The sequence below is a fragment of the Empedobacter sp. GD03865 genome (assembly GCF_029840775.1).
Classification (GTDB): Bacteria; Bacteroidota; Bacteroidia; order Flavobacteriales; family Weeksellaceae; genus Empedobacter; species Empedobacter falsenii_B.
Map to the genome: position 1 here is coordinate 1 of NZ_JAOCDF010000020.1, position 20,473 is coordinate 20,473.

Consider the following 20,473-nt stretch of genomic DNA (forward strand, 5'->3'; position numbering starts at 1 on the left):
TAAATTATATAAGACAAGACAAAAACAAACGCAATTATTACAGATAAGCAACCACCTGGATTATTGCGTTCTATTGCATTATTATTTTTTTATTACTATTAACATATACAACACATGTTAGGACAACTCTTGGAGAAAAAAGTTGTGCAATTATTTGTTCTTTTGATGTTTTTATATATTTATCATCTATTGCTAATTCAGGTTCACCGAAATCTAGTTTGTATAATTGGTAGATAATAGGGTCCATTTTAGATACACTATCAATTTTTGACATTGATTTAGTCTCTTGGTCAAGATATTTAAATATTTTCATATCTCCATCTTTTATTAATTTTATAATAAAATCTTGATATTTAATGATAACAGGTTCGGCTGTTAAATCATATTCAGATTTTTGCCAAGAAATGAATTCGGTAGATAACATATAACGTATTTTTTCGTCATTAATATAGTTGCTTTTTTTTTGCTAATTTATTGATTCAATCCTTCGTGATTTTACGTAAAACCATAAAACGATAAAATTTAATATTGCAAACATAATTAAAAATACCCCAAATAAGTGTCCAATAGTAAAAAATAATCTGATGAATTTTAAAATGTGAATTCAGCAGATAAAAAATATCTTCAACTTATTGGTACTAAAATTCGTATAATACGAGAAGAATGTGGGCTTTCACAGTTTCAACTTGCTACCGAGTGCGATTTATCAAAAAATCAAATTGGGAGAATAGAACGTGCTGAGATTTCAACGTCAATCTTAACTTTAAAAAGAATTGCTGACGTTTTAGAAGTAAAAGTTGTTGATTTAATTACAGAGGCTTCTGTCTAGTATTGCTTTTATTATTGATAACCTTATCAGTTTCTTTTATAAAAACTATATCCTTTTTATATATCGTTCTCAAATTTACCCTAAAAACACGCACCCTACTATATAGATTCCTGTGGTTGTGTAGAATATTTTTTTGATATTCCCCCTATAAGTTTGCTTTGATAAAAATTGAATACAATTAGATTAAAATAGCTTTAATTTTTGTTAAATTCTATTTTAGGGTACGTTTTAGGTAACAAAAATGTAGAGTTTATTTATTATAAAATTGTATACCAAGGTTTTGTAATTTTATTTTGTGACCACGATGAGACTCGAACTCATACTGTCAGAACCGGAATCTGATATTCTATCCATTAAATTACGCAGCCAAAAGTTTTGCAAATATAGATAAATAGACTATTTGAGTTGAATATTTTGTCTAAAATTTCGGTGTTGGGTTGCGGTAAAATAATCTCTGAAAATTTGATTGATTTCTTCATTTATTTTTGAAGCTTTAATCCCAAGTTGTGGATAAATTTCAATGATAAATTGAGTGATTTTCTCAACAGTTTCTATTCCAAATGAATGAATTTCAGTTTCGATTTCTTCTGAAATAGGAGAATTATTTGTCAATAAATTTTCTATTGTTTTAGCAAATTCAATAGTTTTCGAAGTTGATTTAATAACGAAATTATCAAAATTAGTTTGTTTTTGGTATTGAATAATCTCTAAACTTTTTTCGATAAAATGTTCTGCCATTCCAAGATAATTTACCAATAAAGTTAAATCAGCAAAAATTCGGAAAGGTATTTTTTCGACCAAATCATCACTATAAAATTCATTATAAATAAAACTATAATCTTGATGAACGATTTCATTTTCTACTTCAAAACTATGAGAAGATGTAGCAACCATTCCCATTGATTTCCAAGTTGAAATTAATTTAACTTGAGATTTATTTAAAATAAATGACAAAAACTTTGGTTCACCATTTTTATCCAATTTCTCTTTTCCATCTTCGATTATTTTCGCATTTAATGTAAAATGAGTGAGGTAAGGAGCGCCAGTTGCATAATGCCACAAACCGTTTATGATATATTTATCTCCAACTTTTTCAGCAGTTCCACCAAGCATTCCGCTTCCACCAAAACACGTTTTTTGTGATGAAAATAAATTATAAACAATATCGGGTTTTAGATTTCGAGAAAAATAATTTGCTCCACTACAAAGCGTTATAAACCAACCTAAACTTCCGTCAATTTTAGCAACTGATTGAAGAATTTTTAATCCTTCAGAAAAATGTAAGCCAAGTCCATTGTATTGTTTCGGAACCCAAATATTCAACCAATTTTGAGTATAAATATGATCGAGAACTACTTGATTAAAGGATTCTTTATTCAATAATTCTTTTTGAAGTTTGGGAATATCAAGCATTATTTTCATTCAAAATTTTTCTCCAATTAAAATATCCAGAAATCGCCACACAGAATAAAATCAACGATAAAATAGCATATAAATACAAATCTTTGTGAATCATTAATGGAATTGAAATAATGTTACTAATATTCAACAAAATCCAATTTTCGAGTTTACGTTTTGCCATTAACCACATACCAGCCCATGCAAATGCGCTTACGATTGAATCCCAAATTGGAACGTCAGAATCGGTGATATGTGTAAGTGCTAAATAAAAAATAGTAAAACTACTTAAAACAATTCCTGTGACAACTCCCCATTCTTTTTTGTTGGTTATCGTAATTTCAATTTCGTGTTTTTGTTGTCCAAATTGCCAATATAACCAACCATAAATGCTCATCACTAAATAATAAATATTAAGAGTGAACTCGGCATATAGCTTAGAATTGAACATAACGAAAAGCGATAATGTAATTCCTGCAATTCCAAATAAATAATTTTTTGGATTATTGAATCTCGCCAATACGACTTGAAAAATAGAAAATGTGACACCTAGCCATTCAAGCCAAGTTGTGTGTAAAATAATTTCCTTCATCATAATTTGTTTTGATGAGGAGATAGAAGTTATTGCTAACATCAATTCCTCCGCCAGCATTATCTGGATCAGGTATAGAACAAAATTGTTCTTGGGTATATTCTCAGCTTTTTAGCACCCCATTGAAAGACAAAGATGAAAAGTTTTGATGAGTTTTCCTAATTAATAATCAAAAAAGCTTTCTCAGTTCTGAGAAAGCTTTTTTGATTATTGTATTTTTTATATCAAACCAAATTGCTTGAAATGATGTGTAAAATGTTTTTTATGAAATATTTTCCAATCTTCGTATCCAATATCATTTAAAACAGGATTGACAATTTTAGCATCAGGATTTTCTGTGAAATATGAATTGAATTTATCAATTTCTTGTTCTAATTTTTCTATTGCAGCTTCTAAAGAATGGTAACGTAAATCTAGTAAACCTTCCATTCCATTTGCTTTTATCCCCTTTTGCATTTCATGATCAGATTCTAATAAAAAGGATTTGTATTGGGGTATTTGCTCTGCAGGAATTCGACAAGGTACTGTTAAACCTCCATTTGAAATTTTAGTGGTTACAATCAAATGTTCAACCATGTGTTGAGGTGTCATAATTCCCCATTCTGGCTGTTGATCTACTTTTAAACTTTTTAGTTTAGAAATAAGACTGGCTTTATCTTCAAAATTTAAAAACATATTTTTTCTGTGAAGTTAGTTAGTCGTATAATAATAATCAATAAAATTCAAGATTTATTTTGTTAATTGTTCAAGCCTTTTTATATAAGCGTCTACAAAATTCTGAATGAAACTTGTTGTGGTTATAGAGTTCTAATTGTCCAATCTTAATAACTTTAAGGGTATATCCTTCGGTTGTCATTTTAATTAAGTTCTTTGAAATCTTTCTAGAATTTGCTTCTTTTCATAGACTTCCCATAAAAGTCCAATTGTTTTTTGAGTTTAGTTATCTGATTTCATTTTAAGAAAGTTTATGTAAAAATTTTCAATGAATTAATTATCATTTTTAATGAATATCGTATAAGAAAAATGTAAATTAGTATTGTATTAAATGAAACAAATGATAAATATTCAGCCCAATTTAGAAAATGATTTAGTAGAACTTCAACCGCTCAACGATAATGATTTTGAAGCGCTTTATTTAGCTGCTTCAGACCCGAAAGTTTGGGAACAGCACCCAAATAAAAATCGTTGGAAAAGAGATGTTTTTATGAATTTTTTCGAAGGTGCAATTCAAAGTAAAGGTGCTTTCAAGATTATTGATAAACAGACAAATCAAGTTGTTGGTAGCTCTCGTTTTTACGATTATGATGAGCAAGATTCATCTATTTTGGTTGGTTATACGTTTTATTCGACGAATTGTTGGGGAAAAGGTTTTAATCCGTCTGTTAAGAAATTAATGTTTGATTATATTTTTCAGTTTGTTGACAAAATTTATTTACATGTTGGCGCTGATAATGTACGTTCGCAAATTGCAGTAGAGCGTTTGGGTTGTAAAAAAGTGAAAGAAGAACAAATTGAATATTTTGGAGAAGAGCCAAAGTTAAATTTTATTTATCAGTTGAATAAAGTTGACTGGTTTAAGTAATTGATAATTAAAACTATTTTTTGAGGACAGATTTTTTATGTCCTTTTTTTGAAAAAAAACTTAAAAATATGATTATGTTTTTCGTAATAAAATATACTTTTACTGAAGTTTTCATAATAATGAATGAGTAATATTACATTAAACCCAATTTATGAAAAGATTATTGATGACTTATCAAATCAAAAATACTCTATTTCAGACTTTTTTTTCTCAACAGAGGAAACAAAGCAACTTCGCGAAGCTATAATTCGAAAAGAAAATAAAAAAGATTTTCATCAAGCTGCTGTCGGAAGTTCGGTTAACGAACAAATTATAAAATCAATCAGAGGCGATAAAATCAGATGGATTGATGAAGAAAATAAAACAGAAACGGAAGAAATTTTTTTCTCAAAAATCAATGATTTTATTGACTATCTCAATTTAACATGCTACATGGGCATTGAGGAAAGTGAATTTCATTACGCTATTTATCCAGAAGGGACATTTTACCAAAAACATGTTGATGCTTTTAAGAATGATGATAGACGCACACTTTCTATTGTTTTGTATTTGAATGATGAAGAATGGAAAGATGAATTTGGCGGACAATTGACCTTGTATTTGGCAGATGAAAATAAGGTTGAAAAAGAATTAGATATTTTACCTCTTGCTGGTCGTTTGGCTGTTTTTGATAGTAAAACTATTCCGCACGAAGTAAAAACTGTTAATCGACCAAGATATAGTATCACAGGTTGGTTGAAAACCAGAGGAAATATTTTGACATATTTGTAATAAAATCTGTAGTTGCTTCGAGATTTCAATTTCTATTTACATTAGATAAATATTGGCATCAATTTGAACGATTTAGACAATAAGAATCAAAAAAACTCAACCAATTGGTTGAGTTTTTTTGATATGTTATTAAAAATATAATTATGCTTCAAAGAATTCTGCAACATAACGCTCAGCATCCAAAGCAGCAGCACAACCAGAACCAGCAGCAGTAATTGCTTGTCTGTAAACAGAATCTTGTACATCTCCAGCAGCAAAAACACCTGGTACATTTGTTTTATACGAACGATCTTGTGTGATTAAGTATCCTGTTTCGTCCATATCCAATTTCCCTTGGAATAATTCTGTATTTGGTTTATGCCCAATCGCGATAAAAACTCCATCAATGATTAATTCTTTTTCTTCATTTGTAATATTGTTGATGATTTTAGCTTTTTCAACAACATTGTTTCCTTCTAAACCAATTAATTCGTGGTTGTATAAAACCTCTAAATTATGTGTATTTGTAACACGATCTTGCATAGCTTTAGATGCGCGCATTTCTTCTTTACGAACCAATAAATAAACTTTGTTACAAAGTTTTGATAAGTAAGTAGCTTCCTCAGCAGCGGTATCACCACCACCAACTACAGCAACATCTTTACCGCGGTAAAAGAAACCATCGCAAGTTGCACAAGCCGAAACACCGCTACCAGCGTATTTAGTTTCATCGTCTAATCCTAAATATTTCGCTGTTGCACCTGTCGAAATAATGATAGAACGCGCTTGGTAAGTTCCATTGTTTGATTTTACAATATGTACATCACCTTCTTTTTCTCCAAAAGTTACTTCCGTTACATATTCGTATTTTATTTCAGTTCCAAAGCGCTCAGCTTGTTTTTGTAAATCAGCCATCAATTCTGGTCCTGTAATTGCTTCTGGATAACCTGGAAAATTCTCAACATCTGTTGTTGTTGTTAATTGTCCACCTGGCTCCATACCAGTTAAAATCAAAGGATTCATGTTCGCGCGTGCAGCATAAATTCCCGCTGTATAACCAGCAGGTCCAGATCCTATTATGATAACATCTCTTACGTTATTTTCCATTGTGTTGTTTTATTTTTTTACAAATTTAGTATTTCTTATTTAGTTTTCTCGATTCTATAAATAGATGAAAATTATAGATTCATAATTTTATACACTAATTCAATCAGCAATTGGCTTGGCGTCACATTTCCAGTAGTTCCAACACCTTTTCCTTTCAAATCATATTCGCGAATAAATGAGATAATTCTCGTAGTTTTTTTTAACGGATAATTACTCGCAGCCGTTATCATTCCTTGTACAAAGTAGGGATTAATTCCTAATACTTTTGCCAAATTTTGTTTTGATTTATCTGGCGTAACATGAATTTGAATGATGTTTGTAAATAGGTTAAAAATTGTTGTGATTGAAACGACGTACGGGTTATCCTTCGGATTTTTTTCGAAATATTTAATGATTTTGAATGCTTTTTCGATGTTCTTCGTTTCGATTGCATTGCGAAGTTCAAAAACATTATAATCTTTACTAATCCCAATATGTTCCTCAATATGATTTGGTGTGATGGTTTTATCCGCACCAACAATTGTAAAGAGTTTTTCTAATTCATTGTTCAAACGAGATAAATCTGCACCTACATATTCCGTCAACAGAAACTTTGCTTTTGGTTCAATCTTAAATTGATTAGCTGCAACTTTCTGTTCTATCCAAGCAGGTAGTTCGCTTTCATAAATCCTTTTGAATTCGTGGTAATACCCTTTTTCATTCAGAATTTTATAGATTTTCTTGCGTTTATCAAGTGAATTTCCTTTGTAATTGATGATTAAAACCGTTGAATCTTGTACTTGATTTGCATACATTTCCAACTGATCTATCGAACGGCTAAGATGTTGTGCTTCTTTTACAATCACTACAGATTTTTCTGCCCCCATCGGGTATTGACGGGCCATTCCAATCAATTGTCCAACTTCTACATCTTGTCCATAAACTATTGTTTGGTTAAAACCTTTTTCTTCTTCTGTTAAAATATTTGCTTCCAACAAATCAGTTACCTGATCGATGAAAAACGGCTCGTCGCCCGCCAAGAAGTAAATCGGTTTATAGTTTTTGTTTTTTATATCTTTGATCAAAGATTCTACAGGACTCATACAATGACTGAATTAGTACAATTAAATTTTTCCGAAAAATACCAAATAAGATTGAAACAAGCCCAAGATAAATTGTATATCTTTTGTTTGATTCGAAAAAAATGGTTGGTCTATACGCCCGAAGAATGGGTTAGGCAACACGTTCTGAATTATTTAATCAACGATTTGGGTTATTCAACTTCGGCGATTGCGTTGGAAGTTGCAATTGATATTACAGGAATGCGAAAACGTGCAGATATTGTCGTTTATCAGCAAGAAAAACCATTTATTATGGTGGAATGTAAAGCGCCGAATATTGCAATTTCGCAAGCAACTTTTGATCAAATAGCGCGTTACAACATTGTGTTAGGTTCTCAATTGTTGATGGTAACAAATGGTTTGAATCATTTTTATTGTATGATGGATTTTGTTCAAAAAAGATATAACTTCTTGAAAGAGTTGCCGAAGAAGGGATAATTTGAAAATGAGCTAATGTGTTGATTTGAAAATTTGTCAATTCGAGCGATTTTAATGGATCTTGACTACGTTTCAAACGTAGCTGACCACGTCCCGAACGTAGTCGATGTGGTTTTAAACCAAGCTGAGTACGTTCCGAAGTAAGCTAGCTTTGTATTTTAGTAAGCTGACGGGGTTCAGAACGTAGTCAACTAAGTCTTGAAGTAAACTTGCTGAGTAAATTAGGTAGTAAGGTTGGTAAAAGAAGTGGTGGAGTAATCATTTTTGCAAATAAAAATTAATTTTAATGAATGAATTTTGGCAGGCAATAAGCAATAGAGATTTATCGATTGCTTTATGGTTTTTAATATTGTTAGTTTATGTATCATTTTTTAATTTGAATGGAACAAAAAGAATTTTAGAGTCAATTTTTGATAAAAGCTTTGTTATACTTTATATATTGATTATAATTTATTTAGGCTTTTTTGTGTTTTTATTAATATCAAAAGGGTTTTGGGAAAATTCATATTATAAAGAGCTTTTGTTTTGGTTCTTTACAAGTCAGTTTATACTTCTTTTTAATATTAATAAAATAAACAGATTGAGAGATTTTGTAGTAATAATTTTAGAATTATTTACCTTTAATTCTGTTTTAGATTATTTAATAAATTTAGAATCTTTCAGTTTTATAGTAGAATTTTTTTTAGTTCCTATAGTTGTATTGTTTACATTCATACTTCAATTATCATTATATAAAAGTAAAACTGATAATAGGTATAAGAAAGTTACAGAGTTTTTGAATTTAATATTTTTATTATTAGGCTTTTCAGTTTTGATTTTCACAGTTTTAAAAATAATTTTAGATTTTAATAAATTTATAAATCTTGATAATATTAAAACATTTTTTGTAGCTCCTTTTTTAACAATAATATATATACCATTACTTTTTTTAATTGTGCTTTATATTAAATATGAAGAAGCATTTATTAATTTAAATAGGTATAAATTTTTAAATAAGAAAAGACTGTTAAAGATAAAGCTATCATTTATAGTATTAGCAAATATTAATTTTAAGAAGATAAATAAAATGAAGAGAATGATAATATTTAATAAACAACAGTTGAAAGAAGAAGAGGGTATATTTTTATTTATTAAGTCAAATATTAATAATCCGTTGTAATTATTAAATAACAAAAGCCACTCTGCGAGTGGCTTTTACATTACTAAAAAATATCTAAAGAATTAATTGTTTTATAACCAAGTTACAACGCCTGAATCTACACAGTAGTTTGCACCTATTATCTTGATTTTCCCTTCTTTTTCTAAGGTGTTCAAGGTTGTACTTTGGTTACGAATATCTTCTATGGTTTGTATAACGTTTTGGTGATTTAATCTTTCTAATAAATCTGCATTTTTAGAAGAGCGTTCTTCACCTTCTTGAATGATTTCGTCGATAATTGGATTGAAATGATCAACCAAATGACACAAATTATTCATTCCAGTTTTGTGAATTGCTTCAGCGTCTAATCCGCCTTTCAAAGCGCCACATTTAGAATGTCCTAAGACAACAATCAATTTAGAGCCAGCCACGTTTGTTCCAAATTCCATCGAACCTAAAATATCTTGATTAACGAAATTACCAGCAATTCGTACACTAAAAATATCTCCTAAACCTTGATCGAAAATAAGTTCCGCTGAAGTACGGCTATCAATACAGCTCAAAACAACCGCAAACGGCCATTGTCCCTCTCTTGTGTCATTCACTTGTGAAAGTAAATCTCTGTTCGCTTTTAAATTTTGAACAAATCTTGCATTTCCTTCTTTTAAAAATTCTAACGCTTTCTCTGGAGTTGTTGTTGCTTGAGTTTCTGATGTATGTGCTTTCATTATATTTAATTTTATTGTGGGTGTTTTAATTTTTATATGTTTTTTACAGATTAATGAGCTCCAGCAACTAAGACGTAACCAAAAAACTCTCTGAATGATGGTGGATTATCGACTGTTCCACGTTCGGAAATTAGTCGAATATTAATGTTATTATTTTTTGCTTTGACTTTAAATTCATCTAAATATTCAATAATATCATAATCTAAAATTCGTGTTTTACGAACATCTAATTCAAGATTAGAACCAGGTTTCAAACCATCTAATTCTTTTACAATTGCACCGCGGTTTACAAACGTTACCTCCTCAGCAAAATTCATATGGAAAACATTTCCTTCTTTCACCAACATTACGTGCGAGTTATTGTAAGATTTGATTAACGAAACCACTACACCAACAATAAGACCAATGATGATACCTTTTAATAAATCTGTTGCCAAAATTGCAATAACTGTTACTGCGAACGGAATTAACTGATCTTTTCCTAATTTTTTCATATCCAAGAATTGTTTCGGATTACCTAATTTGTATCCAATAACCAATAGAATAGAAGCTAAAACCGCATTTGGAATTAAATTTAAAAACATTGGAATAGAGATCACACTCACTAATAATAAAACACCGTGCGTAATTGTAGAAAGTTTTGTAAGCCCGCCACTCATTGCATTTGCAGATGAACGTACAATAACTTGCGTAACAGGTAAACCTCCAATTAAACCAGCTAAAGAGTTTCCGACACCTTGTGCAATCAATTCTCGATTTGTAGGTGTTTGACGCTTTAAAGGATCTAATTTATCAGTTGCTTCTACAGATAATAAAGTCTCTAATGACGCTACAATTGCGATGGTAAATGCAACTTGCCAAACCATAGGATTTGTTAATCCAGAGGCGAAATCGGGCATAGTAAATTGTCCTAAGAAATCTGAAACACTTTCAGGAACAGGAACTTTTACTAATAAATTGTGGTCGATAGAAAATACTTCGTGGTTGGTATCACCAATTGTAACTTGGTACAAAATACCTACTAATACAGCTACTAATGATCCTGGTAATAATTTGAAAAAGTTTGATTTTTTTCCTAAAATATTATCCCAAACAATCAAGATAAATAAAGAGATTGCTGTAATAATAATCGCTCCTGGTGTGATAAAATCTAAACTAAAATTACTAAAACTAAACGTTTCTGTATAGCCTAACGCTAACGGAATTTGTTTCAAGAAAATTGAAATACCAATCGCGCACAACATTCCTTTAATCACCGAAGATGGAAAGTAATAACCAATAACTCCGGCTTTTAGAATACCTAGTAATATCTGAAAAATTCCGGCGATAACAACCGCCACTAAAAAGAGTTCGTAAGCACCCAAATCTGTAATAGCAGTTAAAACAATAACGACCAAACCAGCCGCTGGACCAGAAACACCAATTTGAGATTTAGAAATAAGACCAACAACAATTCCTCCTACAATTCCCGCAATAATTCCGGCAAATAAAGGCGCACCACTGGCCAACGCAACACCTAAACATAAAGGTAATGCAACGAAAAAGACAACAATACTCGCAGGTATGTCCTTTTTCCAATTTTGAAAAAGATTCATAATAATTTTAAAATGAATTATTTAATAATTTAAAATGATAAAAATAAATTTGCTGTCCATTCAATAGATTTGAATAGGATGATGCAAAAAATCAATTAAAAAATTAAACTAATTCTGGAGGTGGAGTTGTCACACCATTGTCTAAAGACGCATATGCATTAGAATGATGAAAATCCGAATGTGTAGTTTGTTTCACATTAAAAAATGTAAACAATTTTATTTCGTGGAAATAATGTATTTTTTCTGTGATTTCGCTCGAAGAATTTTTCTGATTATTTTCTTCTTCAGTTGAAGTTTGAGAAAACAAAGCTTTTTGATCATTGTCAGAAGAATCTTTTTTGTCTTGTTGCTCCATTCTCATCTGATAATCTACATAACCCGCCAACCCTTGCATGTTCGTACTGAACACCAAAAGAAGCGTGAAAAAAATTCCAATGCTATGTTTTATCAGGTAGTCTTTCATTATGTCACAAAAATATATTTTAATTTTTAATTACAAAATAGAGAACATCATTTTTAATAAATATTTATCATTTTATTTTATGACGCTTAACAATGTTTATTGATTTTAAATATTGTCTAGATATAAAATTGATATCATAAATCATTTTTACTCAATTTTTTTAAGAATAAATTTGCAAAAAGTTAAATTTTGAGAAAGTATATAAGTGTAATGTTTTTAGTTGCTTTGGTTGCAACTACTTTCGGGCAAGGAAAAAATAATAAAGGTAAATTTTATGTTTATTGGGGTTGGAATCACGCGCAGTATACAAAATCAGATATTCAGTTCAAAGGAGATGGATACGATTTTACATTAGATAATGTAGCAGCTCATGACCGTCAAACTTCTTTTGGAATCAAGTATTTCAATCCAAGTTCTATGACAATTCCGCAATATAACTTCCGTTTAGGTTACTTTGTTTCGGATAATTGGAATATCTCTTTTGGGATTGATCACATGAAATATGTGATGGATCAAGACCAAGTTGTAAAAATGAATGGTCACATCAATACAGGTTCAGATTACGATGGAACATATAATAATGTCGATCAAAAATTAACAGAAGATTTCTTAACGTTTGAACATACAGATGGTTTGAACTATGCTAATTTAGAGGTTCGTCGTTTTGATAATATTCAACATTTTCCAATTACAAAAAACGGAAAAGGAATCGATGTTAACGTAACAGCTGGTTTGGGAGCAGGGATTTTATATCCACGTTCTAACGTAAAATTGATGGGTAACGAACGTTATGATGAGTTTCACTTAGCAGGTTTTGCTACAGCTGCAATGGTTGGGATCAACTTTACTTTTTGGGATTATTTCTTTGTACAAGCCGAATTAAAAGGTGGATATGCTAACTTAAGTGATATTCGTACAACTGCAAACAAAGCGGATAAAGCAAAACAGGATATTGTATTCTCTCAACAAAATTTAGTTTTTGGAGCAATTATTCCAGTTTTTACTCATAAAAATAAGTTAAACTTTTAATTAAGTGGTTTAATATAAAATATATAGCCTAATTTTAAGAATCGATTAGACGATTTGAAAAAAATTATTAGCGGAGACATCATTTAAGTACAATTTGTACTGGATGATGTCTTTTTTTATTTATAAATTTAACCTTTCTCGATAAAGAATTGTTACTTTTACAATTATTTAGATTTGAAATTAACATGAATAGATTTTCTGTATTAGTCGCAAGTATCTTGATATCGACAACAGCAATGGGACAAAAAGTAATGACGCCAGAACTTCTTTGGCAAGTAAAAAAAGTAGCTCCAGTTGGAGTAACAAAAGATCAAAAAAATCTGATTTATAAAGTAACTTCTACTAACGTAAAAACACAAGAAGACACATCGAAAACATATATGATTTCGTTGGCAGGAGGAAAAGCTTCGGAAATCGAAGATTATAAAACGCTTTTGGCTGATGAATCGTTGAATAAATCTCAACAATATAAAGCAGAAACTGATAAAGTTAAATTACAAAAGGTTTTTGGTTCTGATTATTATCCAGAAATGGACAAATCGAATGTGCAGATTTATAATGAATTAAATTACAGACATTGGGATACTTGGAATGATGGAAATTACGATCATTTATTTGTATCAGAAAATAAAGAAGGTTCAACTAAAATTGATGTTTTAAAAGACGAACCATATTCTGTTTCAGAATTTGTTTGGACGCCAGATGGAACAAAAGTTTTGTATGTTTCTAAGAAGAAATTCGGAACAGATTACGCATTAAGCACAAATACAGATATTTATCAATACGATTTAGCAACGAAAACGACGAAAAATATCACGGAAGGAAAAATGGGTTATGACAATACACCAAGTTTTTCTTCTCAAGGAGATTTTGCGTTTTTGAGCATGGAGCGCGATGGTTACGAGGCAGATAAAAATGACTTAATCGTTCGTCGTGGTGATATCGAAATGAATATTACAAAACATTGGGACGGAACCGTACAAGGTTATAAATGGAGCAATGATGGTAACAAAATTTATTTCAATGCACCAGTAGGAGGAACAATTCAATTATTTGAGGTTGATGTAAACTTCAAAATGAGAAAAATGCCTTTCATCAAACAAATTACAAAAGGTGATTTTGACATTGCAGACATCAAAGAAATTGTTGGTAATAAAGCAATTGTTACAAAAACAGATATCAATCACGCTGCAGAAATTTATGTAGTTGATTTGAAATCTGGAGCATTAACGCAATTAACAAACGAAAACAAAGATATCTTCGATAACATTGCGTTGAGTGATGTAAAAGCACGTAAAATTAAAACTACAGACGGAAAAGAAATGTTTGCATGGGTAATTTATCCACCAAATTTTGATCCGAATAAAAAGTATCCAACTTTATTGTATTGTCAAGGTGGACCACAATCTGCTTTAACGCAATTTTATTCTCCTCGTTGGAATTTCCAATTAATGGCAGCACAAGGGTATATTGTAATTGCGCCAAACCGTCGTGGAATGCCAGGTCATGGAGTAGAGTGGAATGAGCAAATTTCTAAAGATTGGGGAGGACAAGTAATGCAAGATTATTTGGCTGCGATTGATGATATCTCGAAAGAATCTTATGTAGATAAAGATCGTCTTGGTGCTGTTGGTGCATCTTACGGAGGATATTCTGTTTATTATTTAGCAGGTATTCACGAAGGTCGTTTCAAGTCTTTTATTGCACATAATGGTGTTTTCGATTTGAAATCGATGTACGGAACTACAGAAGAAATTTTCTTTACAAACTGGGATGCTGGTGGTGCTTGGTGGGAAACAAATAACAAAGCTGCGCAAAAAACGTACTCTAAATTTGATCCAAGTAGTACAGAATTAGTAAATAAATGGAATACGCCAATGTTAATTTATGTTGGAGGTCATGATTATCGCGTGCCAATGGGACAAGGACAAGAGGCTTATCAAATTTTACAATTGAAAGGAATCAAATCTCGTTTTATTTATTTCCCTGAAGAAAATCACTGGGTGTTAAAACCACAAAATTCTGTGATTTGGCATACAGAATTTTTCAAGTGGTTAAAAGAAACATTGTAATTCATTTGATTTATAAATCATAACTATAATTTAAAAGTGCAATTTCTATAGAAATTGCACTTTTTTTATTTCTTTGAAAATCAATGACAATATCTAATAAACGAACCAATTATTTTTTAAAATTTTGTAGAGTAGAATAATCGTTGTAAATTCAAAAACATAAGTCAAAACCCAATTTATGAGTAAGGATAATAACAAAATATATTTTTCGAATAGCCCATTTACAAACGGACACAAAGTAATAGATTTTGTTTGGAGTGCTCGCCTTGATGAAAATTTTGACCTTTGGATGGATCTTCATTTAGAGTCAGATAATTATGACGAAGAAGAAGAATATAAAGATGATTTGGATGAAATAGATGACATTTCTGAAGAGAATGCCGAAAAACAGCTTTGGATTAATTATGATCATGCTATCATCTCGAGTACATATTGGAACAACAAAGGGATAAAGATAGACAATGATGCGCAATTAGATTTTAATCAACTCAATAAAAAAACATTCGAAATTGATCCTCTTCCAGTAAATCTTGACGAGTCAGAAAATCTTGCTTTTGGTATTTCAATGTTAGGTAATGACACGGTTGCTCAGCACGAAATTACGTTTTTAGATACAGAAGAATTTGGTGTTTTTGACATCAAATGGAAAGGAAAAATAGCCAATACTTATTTAGGAGAAACCGATTTTGATTATGATTTTTATGTCTATATGAAGAACATAAAATTTAACGGAATTAAAGTTCATCCATCGTTAGAAAAAGAAAAAGTTACAGCATTTTTTGAGAAAAGTTTAACTCATTTTAATGATTTCGAATTAGTAGATACCGATGAATTAGAGTTAGAAAACTATATTCTGAAAATTAAAAGACAAGAAGATTAAAAAATAAATTTACCTTAGATTCATAATTACACTCCTAAACCATTTATATGATCAACCAAATTATCAAAAATTGTGAAGACGAAGAAATTCAGTTTTTCAATGAAATTCAACCTTTTGGATATTTGATAGGAATTCATAAAAATTCGCATCAAATTGAATTTTTTTCTCAAAATATTGATGAATTATTTAAAATTTCTACTGAAAAGATATTAAGCCAACATATTAATCAACTTCATGATTTTGAGCTTGATTTTGATGAGGTTTTGAATTTAGAACAAGGTGAATTTTACCGAACTAATACAAAAGTTAATTCAAAAACCTACCATTTAACAGTTTATCATTTTGATGAATTGATTTATTTGGAGTTAGAAGAATTAATTATTTTAGAAAACAGATTAGCTTATTATAATTTTTCTGAACAAATCCTGTACTCTAAGTCTATAAGCTCAACTTGGGATAGGTTGATTTCATCTATCAAGAGTTTGATTCATTACGAGAGAGTAATGTTGTATAAATTTTTGGAAGATGGTAGTGGCGTTGTTATAGCGGAAGAAAGTGATAAGGGATTAGATTCTTATATGGGGTTGCGTTTTCCAGAATTTGATATTCCTAAACAAGCACGTCAACTGTATTTAAAGAAAAAAAGCCGTTTGGTTGCAGATGTTGATAGTAAAAGAATCATTTTAATTAGTAATGAGAATTATCAAAAAATAAACTTGATGTACTCTTCTGTTAGAGCACTTTCTCCGATACATCTACAGTATTTACGCAATGCTAATTGTGAAGCAAGTTTCTCTATTTCTATTGTAATTAACGAAAAATTGTGGGGAATTGTAGCATGTCAGAATTCCAAGCCAAAATTTATTCCAAATCAAGTTCGTTTGCAAACTGAATTATTGACGCGTCAAGCAAGGTTGACTTATGTGAATTTTAAATCAACTGAACGATTAAAGTTCCAAAATCATTTTAACGAAACAGCGATTAAACTGAAAGAAAATCTTTTAACGGAAGAAAATCTTCAGCAATCAATGAACAATAATCTAAAAGAGGTTCTTAACCTTACAAAGGCAGATGGGATTGCGTTGGTTAATTTTGACGATGTTTTTGTAGAAGGCGAAACGCCAGATAAAGAAGAAATTTTGAGAATAAAAGAATGGGCATTTAAAAGAAACTCAGCACGTTTATTTACCTCGAATACTTTTTATCTAGATTATGGACAAGAGATTAGGCTTAGTCCAAGTTCGGCTGGTGTAATGTTTTGTTTTCTAAATCAAACTTACGAACATTTTATTATTTGGTTCAAAAAAGAACAAGTTCAAACCTTAGATTGGGCTGGAGAACCAAGTAAAATTAAAAATGTAGATGTTATAAATGGCGATGAAATACATAGTTTTTCTCCTCGAACTTCTTTCAAAATTTGGCAAGAGAATATTAAGAATAAATCGTTTATTTGGTTAGATAAGGAGAAATATGTTGCCAAAGAAGTAATAAAGTTAATTATAGAAACACTTCATTTACAATCATTCAAAATTCATAGTTTATATGAGCAATTAAAGGAAATAAATGACGAATTAGACTCGTTTACCTATACAGTTTCTCACGATTTACGTACACCTTTATCGGTGATGAAATTGAATTGTCAGATGCTTCAAAGAAGTTTGATAGATGATGAAATTAAAAATGATCGATTAAAAAGTGTTATTGAAGAAATTGATCGAATGACACAAATGATGCAGGATCTTTTGGCGTTGAGTAAAGCTAAAAAATCAGAAATTGTATTGTCTACAATCGAAACAAAACCAATCATAGAAAAGATTATACACGATGTTTTATTGTATTATAAAACTAATGATACACAAGTTGTTGTAGAAGAAATACATAATGTTTTGGGGGATAAAACGATGTTTTATGAGGTTTTTCTGAATATTATTGGTAATGCAATAAAATATTCTTCCCAAGCACAACATCCAATCATAAAAATATGGTCAGAATTGAATGAAGAGGAGGTTATTTTTAAAGTAAAAGATAACGGAATCGGAATAAAACAGGAAGATTACAACAAGATGTTTAAGCTATTTAGCAGAATGTCTAACACAGGAAATATCTCTGGAAATGGTGTAGGGCTTTCTATTGCGCACAGAATGATGGATAGAATGAATGGTGGTATATCTTTTGAAAGTAAAGTGGGAGAAGAAACAACTTTTATATTAACATTTAAAAAAATCTAACAAATGCTATCTGATTATTTAAAAGAAAAAACAGCGGTTTATCACAAAGAAATTGAAGATAAATTAGAATCGAATAAATTGTTTAACAGCACATTTACAGATAAAAATTATTATAAAATGTTGCAGGTTAATCATATTTTTCTAAAATCGTATGAAGATTCTATTAAAGAATTTTTGAATGAAAAAGACTTAGAAAATTTAGCCTTAACAAAACTCAATAAATTGTCTTTGATTCAACAAGATATTAACGAGTTGGGCTTAGAAGAATTGAATATACCAAAACAATTCGAATTACAAAATAGAGCCGAAGCAATTGGAGCTTTGTATGTGATAGAAGGTTCCATGCTTGGCGGAAATGTTATTGCAAAAACACTGAAAAAGTATCCATTTTTAGAGAATAAAAGTTTCAATTATTTTGGACATTATGGTGAAAACCTTGGTCAAATCTGGAAAACTTTTATTGGTTATATCAATCAAGAATTTACAACAGAAGAAGAGCAACAACAAGTTTTTGAAGGTGCTAAAAAAGCCTACGAAGATTTGATAAGTTTTGCTTAGAAAAAATATTTTTTTATGAAGTAATTAAAATTATTGATTAGAATAATTATATTCAAGTGTAAATTATCCTAATTAAGATAAGCTATTTTATCAGATTATTAACTGTTAATCCAATCATCAAATGATCAGTATGAGATGCTTTAAGACTTTGTAACATGTAACCAGCTTCTAAACTAAAAGTAGGCGAAATAACGTAACCAAAGCTTAAACCAAGTCGATTTCTATCAAACGTTTTATCTTTTACAGCTTGTAGAAAAATCTCATCATACGCTTTCAAATACCACGTGTTTTCGATTAATTTGGCATTATTTAGAGGAATAGTTGCAGTCAATTGATAACGAAATCTAAATTGTGTATCATTTTCTAAAAAGCGTTCTTCGACACGAAAGCGATGGGCAAAATTAAAACGTTGTAAAGTATGTTTTGTATTGAATTGTTGATACAAACGATGCTCGTGACTATGTGCATAATCATCGGTAGAAGTAGGTGTTCTGTTCTGAATGTAGGCGTAACCAGCTAACACTGTATTGTTATTTTCGGTTAAGTTGTAACCAATTCCTCCACGAATCAAAAGTTGTTGTAACTGATCTAAATCTTCGTACGAACGATATTGTATATCCGACTGAAAATTAAAATCTTTATTGATTTTTTGATTGATATTTAAGGCATTCCAAGTCCTGAAATTACTTTCTTGCGCTTGTACCCCGAAGCTGGCTAAAACAATAAAACTGGCTAATATTTTCTTCATTCATTCAATTTTAACGAAAATATAAAAAGCTTTGAAAATGATTCGTGTCATTTATCATTTTCTCAATGATTAAGTTTTTTTTCGCTTTTGTTTAAACAATTATCTTGAAATTGGAGAGTGAAAAATTCATCAAAGTTGTATATTTAAGTTATTATTTCTGTGATTATGGAAGAATTTTTAGCAAAATCGATTCAAAATGATTTGATTTTAATTTGTATATCGATTATAATTGGTGTTTTGATCGGTACGGAAAGAGAATATCGCAACAAATCTGCTGGATTAAGAACATTCATTTTAGTTAGTTTTGGATCTTGTTTGTTTACAATTCTTTCGATCCGAATTGGAGTAGGGAACCCAGATCGATTGGCTGCAAATATTATTACGGGAATTGGATTTTTAGGAGCCGGAGTAATTTTTAAGGACGATAATAAAGTTGCAGGAATTACGACCGCAACTACTATTTGGGCGACTGCATCGTTGGGAATGTGTATTGGCGCGGGTTATGTCTATTTAGGTTTATTGGGAAGTGTTATCGTTTTGATTATTTTGGTTGGATTAACTTATCTTCAAAATTATATTGATGATTACCATAAAATTAAAAATTATACAATTCTGACAAAGTCGAAAGAGGAATATGAATATTGCCAAACATTATTTAAAAAATTTGATTTAAAATTTTCGGTTGCTAAGCAACATACTACAGATGGAAATGTCTCTACAACTTGGTTAGAGGTAAAAGTAAACAACATAAAATGTTAATGAAACAATTATTAGATGATAAAATTATAAAAACCTATCAATTTTAATTAGAATGAAAAACCTAACAGATGACAAAAATATTTGGTTAGATGAACCAGAAGATCACGATTTTCCTGCTGCGCAAGATTATTTGGAATTAATTTTTAAACCTGAAATAGCAGTTTCGCTTGCAAATAAATTATCGGAAGCCGAGACAATTATCAAGAAATCCAAAGACATTTTCAGAGCGAGTAAATTGAGTTTACTTCCTTTGGAGAATAGGCATGTTCAAGAGAATTTCAAAAAAATAAAAGCAAATAAGAGGCTTTCTCCAATTTTGTTGGTGCGATCTGCAAACGAATTAATCATTGCAGATGGTTATCATCGCTTGTGTTGTAGTTATTATTTGACGGAAGATTTGGACGTTCCTTGTCGATTGATTTATGTCGAATAAAAAAAGTGAAATCAAACCTTGATTTCACTTTTTTATTATCTAAATT

At 30.3% G+C, this 20,473-nt stretch carries 22 protein-coding genes, 1 tRNA gene and 1 riboswitch; of the genes, 12 read left to right on the plus strand and 11 right to left on the minus strand.

Features of this window, described 5'->3' with window-relative positions; translation table 11 throughout:
* Positions 1 to 70 precede the first annotated feature (70 nt).
* Positions 71 to 424 carry a hypothetical protein gene (locus tag N5D46_RS08680; protein WP_280049755.1) on the minus strand — a complete coding sequence of 118 codons (354 nt, stop codon included), beginning with the start codon at positions 422 to 424 and terminating at the stop codon, positions 71 to 73.
* A 174-nt stretch (positions 425 to 598) separates the two neighbouring features.
* Between N5D46_RS08680 and N5D46_RS08685 the strand changes: the two genes are divergently transcribed.
* Positions 599 to 829, plus strand: coding sequence for a helix-turn-helix transcriptional regulator (locus N5D46_RS08685; RefSeq protein ID WP_125350133.1), 231 nt, complete (start codon positions 599 to 601; stop codon positions 827 to 829).
* A gap of 296 nt (positions 830 to 1,125) precedes the next feature.
* On the opposite strand, the gene N5D46_RS08690 is transcribed toward N5D46_RS08685, so the two are convergent.
* The 4 genes from N5D46_RS08690 to N5D46_RS08705 form a co-directional block, all read right to left on the minus strand.
* Positions 1,126 to 1,197 (minus strand) — tRNA-Arg (locus tag N5D46_RS08690).
* Positions 1,198 to 1,225: 28 nt separating this feature from the next.
* Positions 1,226 to 2,251: a hypothetical protein gene (locus N5D46_RS08695; RefSeq protein ID WP_185144185.1), complete on the minus strand. Its 1,026-nt coding sequence runs from the start codon at positions 2,249 to 2,251 to the stop codon at positions 1,226 to 1,228.
* The gene (pnuC, locus tag N5D46_RS08700; RefSeq protein ID WP_125350155.1) at positions 2,235 to 2,822 is read right to left on the minus strand and encodes a nicotinamide riboside transporter PnuC; all 588 of its coding nucleotides are present in this window, start codon (positions 2,820 to 2,822) and stop codon (positions 2,235 to 2,237) included. Before pnuC ends, N5D46_RS08695 begins: the two co-directional genes overlap by 17 nt.
* A gap of 25 nt (positions 2,823 to 2,847) precedes the next feature.
* A riboswitch (TPP riboswitch) is annotated at positions 2,848 to 2,951 on the minus strand.
* Positions 2,952 to 3,038: 87 nt separating this feature from the next.
* Positions 3,039 to 3,494: a hypothetical protein gene (locus tag N5D46_RS08705; protein ID WP_125350131.1), complete on the minus strand. Its 456-nt coding sequence runs from the start codon at positions 3,492 to 3,494 to the stop codon at positions 3,039 to 3,041.
* Positions 3,495 to 3,864: 370 nt separating this feature from the next.
* Between N5D46_RS08705 and N5D46_RS08710 the strand changes: the two genes are divergently transcribed.
* Together N5D46_RS08710 and N5D46_RS08715 are read left to right on the plus strand one after the other, a co-directional pair.
* Entirely contained in the window at positions 3,865 to 4,401 is a 537-nt protein-coding gene (locus tag N5D46_RS08710) for a GNAT family N-acetyltransferase (protein ID WP_306822322.1), read from the plus strand.
* A gap of 123 nt (positions 4,402 to 4,524) precedes the next feature.
* Positions 4,525 to 5,172, plus strand: coding sequence for a 2OG-Fe(II) oxygenase (locus tag N5D46_RS08715; protein ID WP_125350130.1), 648 nt, complete (start codon positions 4,525 to 4,527; stop codon positions 5,170 to 5,172).
* Positions 5,173 to 5,313: 141 nt separating this feature from the next.
* On the opposite strand, the gene trxB is transcribed toward N5D46_RS08715, so the two are convergent.
* Complete coding sequence (gene trxB, locus N5D46_RS08720; RefSeq protein ID WP_280049756.1) at positions 5,314 to 6,258, minus strand: thioredoxin-disulfide reductase; 945 nt, start codon at positions 6,256 to 6,258, stop codon at positions 5,314 to 5,316.
* A gap of 71 nt (positions 6,259 to 6,329) precedes the next feature.
* Complete coding sequence (holA, locus tag N5D46_RS08725) at positions 6,330 to 7,340, minus strand: DNA polymerase III subunit delta (protein WP_280049758.1); 1,011 nt, start codon at positions 7,338 to 7,340, stop codon at positions 6,330 to 6,332.
* A gap of 3 nt (positions 7,341 to 7,343) precedes the next feature.
* Between holA and N5D46_RS08730 the strand changes: the two genes are divergently transcribed.
* Together N5D46_RS08730 and N5D46_RS08735 are read left to right on the plus strand one after the other, a co-directional pair.
* Complete coding sequence (locus N5D46_RS08730) at positions 7,344 to 7,796, plus strand: type I restriction enzyme HsdR N-terminal domain-containing protein (RefSeq protein WP_221854544.1); 453 nt, start codon at positions 7,344 to 7,346, stop codon at positions 7,794 to 7,796.
* Between the two features lie 286 nt (positions 7,797 to 8,082).
* Complete coding sequence (locus N5D46_RS08735; RefSeq protein ID WP_280049759.1) at positions 8,083 to 8,955, plus strand: hypothetical protein; 873 nt, start codon at positions 8,083 to 8,085, stop codon at positions 8,953 to 8,955.
* Positions 8,956 to 9,026: 71 nt separating this feature from the next.
* Here the strand turns inward: N5D46_RS08735 and N5D46_RS08740 are convergent, their stop codons facing one another.
* The 3 genes from N5D46_RS08740 to N5D46_RS08750 all read right to left on the minus strand — a co-directional run bounded on the left by N5D46_RS08740 (position 9,027) and on the right by N5D46_RS08750 (position 11,651).
* A complete protein-coding gene (locus N5D46_RS08740) occupies positions 9,027 to 9,662 on the minus strand; it encodes a carbonic anhydrase (RefSeq protein ID WP_280037400.1) in 636 nt (211 codons plus the stop codon).
* Positions 9,663 to 9,712: 50 nt separating this feature from the next.
* Positions 9,713 to 11,257, minus strand: a complete 1,545-nt coding sequence (locus tag N5D46_RS08745) for a SulP family inorganic anion transporter (RefSeq protein WP_038333625.1) — start codon at positions 11,255 to 11,257, stop codon at positions 9,713 to 9,715.
* 103 nt (positions 11,258 to 11,360) lie between these two features.
* Positions 11,361 to 11,651, minus strand: a complete 291-nt coding sequence (locus N5D46_RS08750; protein WP_280049760.1) for a hypothetical protein — start codon at positions 11,649 to 11,651, stop codon at positions 11,361 to 11,363.
* Positions 11,652 to 11,909: 258 nt separating this feature from the next.
* Here N5D46_RS08750 and N5D46_RS08755 point away from each other — a divergent pair, with 258 nt between their 5' ends.
* The 5 genes from N5D46_RS08755 to N5D46_RS08775 all read left to right on the plus strand — a co-directional run bounded on the left by N5D46_RS08755 (position 11,910) and on the right by N5D46_RS08775 (position 18,487).
* Positions 11,910 to 12,749, plus strand: coding sequence for a hypothetical protein (locus N5D46_RS08755; RefSeq protein ID WP_236688191.1), 840 nt, complete (start codon positions 11,910 to 11,912; stop codon positions 12,747 to 12,749).
* Between the two features lie 185 nt (positions 12,750 to 12,934).
* Complete coding sequence (locus N5D46_RS08760) at positions 12,935 to 14,821, plus strand: S9 family peptidase (protein WP_038333627.1); 1,887 nt, start codon at positions 12,935 to 12,937, stop codon at positions 14,819 to 14,821.
* 178 nt (positions 14,822 to 14,999) lie between these two features.
* Positions 15,000 to 15,701 carry a hypothetical protein gene (locus N5D46_RS08765; protein ID WP_038333628.1) on the plus strand — a complete coding sequence of 234 codons (702 nt, stop codon included), beginning with the start codon at positions 15,000 to 15,002 and terminating at the stop codon, positions 15,699 to 15,701.
* A gap of 47 nt (positions 15,702 to 15,748) precedes the next feature.
* Positions 15,749 to 17,929: an ATP-binding protein gene (locus tag N5D46_RS08770; protein WP_280049761.1), complete on the plus strand. Its 2,181-nt coding sequence runs from the start codon at positions 15,749 to 15,751 to the stop codon at positions 17,927 to 17,929.
* A 3-nt stretch (positions 17,930 to 17,932) separates the two neighbouring features.
* Positions 17,933 to 18,487 (plus strand): biliverdin-producing heme oxygenase, encoded by a 555-nt coding sequence (locus N5D46_RS08775; RefSeq protein ID WP_280049762.1) that lies wholly within the window; start codon positions 17,933 to 17,935, stop codon positions 18,485 to 18,487.
* Positions 18,488 to 18,569: 82 nt separating this feature from the next.
* On the opposite strand, the gene N5D46_RS08780 is transcribed toward N5D46_RS08775, so the two are convergent.
* Positions 18,570 to 19,235: a DUF2490 domain-containing protein gene (locus tag N5D46_RS08780; protein ID WP_280049763.1), complete on the minus strand. Its 666-nt coding sequence runs from the start codon at positions 19,233 to 19,235 to the stop codon at positions 18,570 to 18,572.
* A 165-nt stretch (positions 19,236 to 19,400) separates the two neighbouring features.
* Here N5D46_RS08780 and N5D46_RS08785 point away from each other — a divergent pair, with 165 nt between their 5' ends.
* Positions 19,401 to 19,994 (plus strand): MgtC/SapB family protein, encoded by a 594-nt coding sequence (locus N5D46_RS08785; protein ID WP_236688210.1) that lies wholly within the window; start codon positions 19,401 to 19,403, stop codon positions 19,992 to 19,994.
* 52 nt (positions 19,995 to 20,046) lie between these two features.
* Positions 20,047 to 20,427: a hypothetical protein gene (locus tag N5D46_RS08790; RefSeq protein WP_038335667.1), complete on the plus strand. Its 381-nt coding sequence runs from the start codon at positions 20,047 to 20,049 to the stop codon at positions 20,425 to 20,427.
* The last annotated feature ends 46 nt before the right edge of the window (positions 20,428 to 20,473 follow it).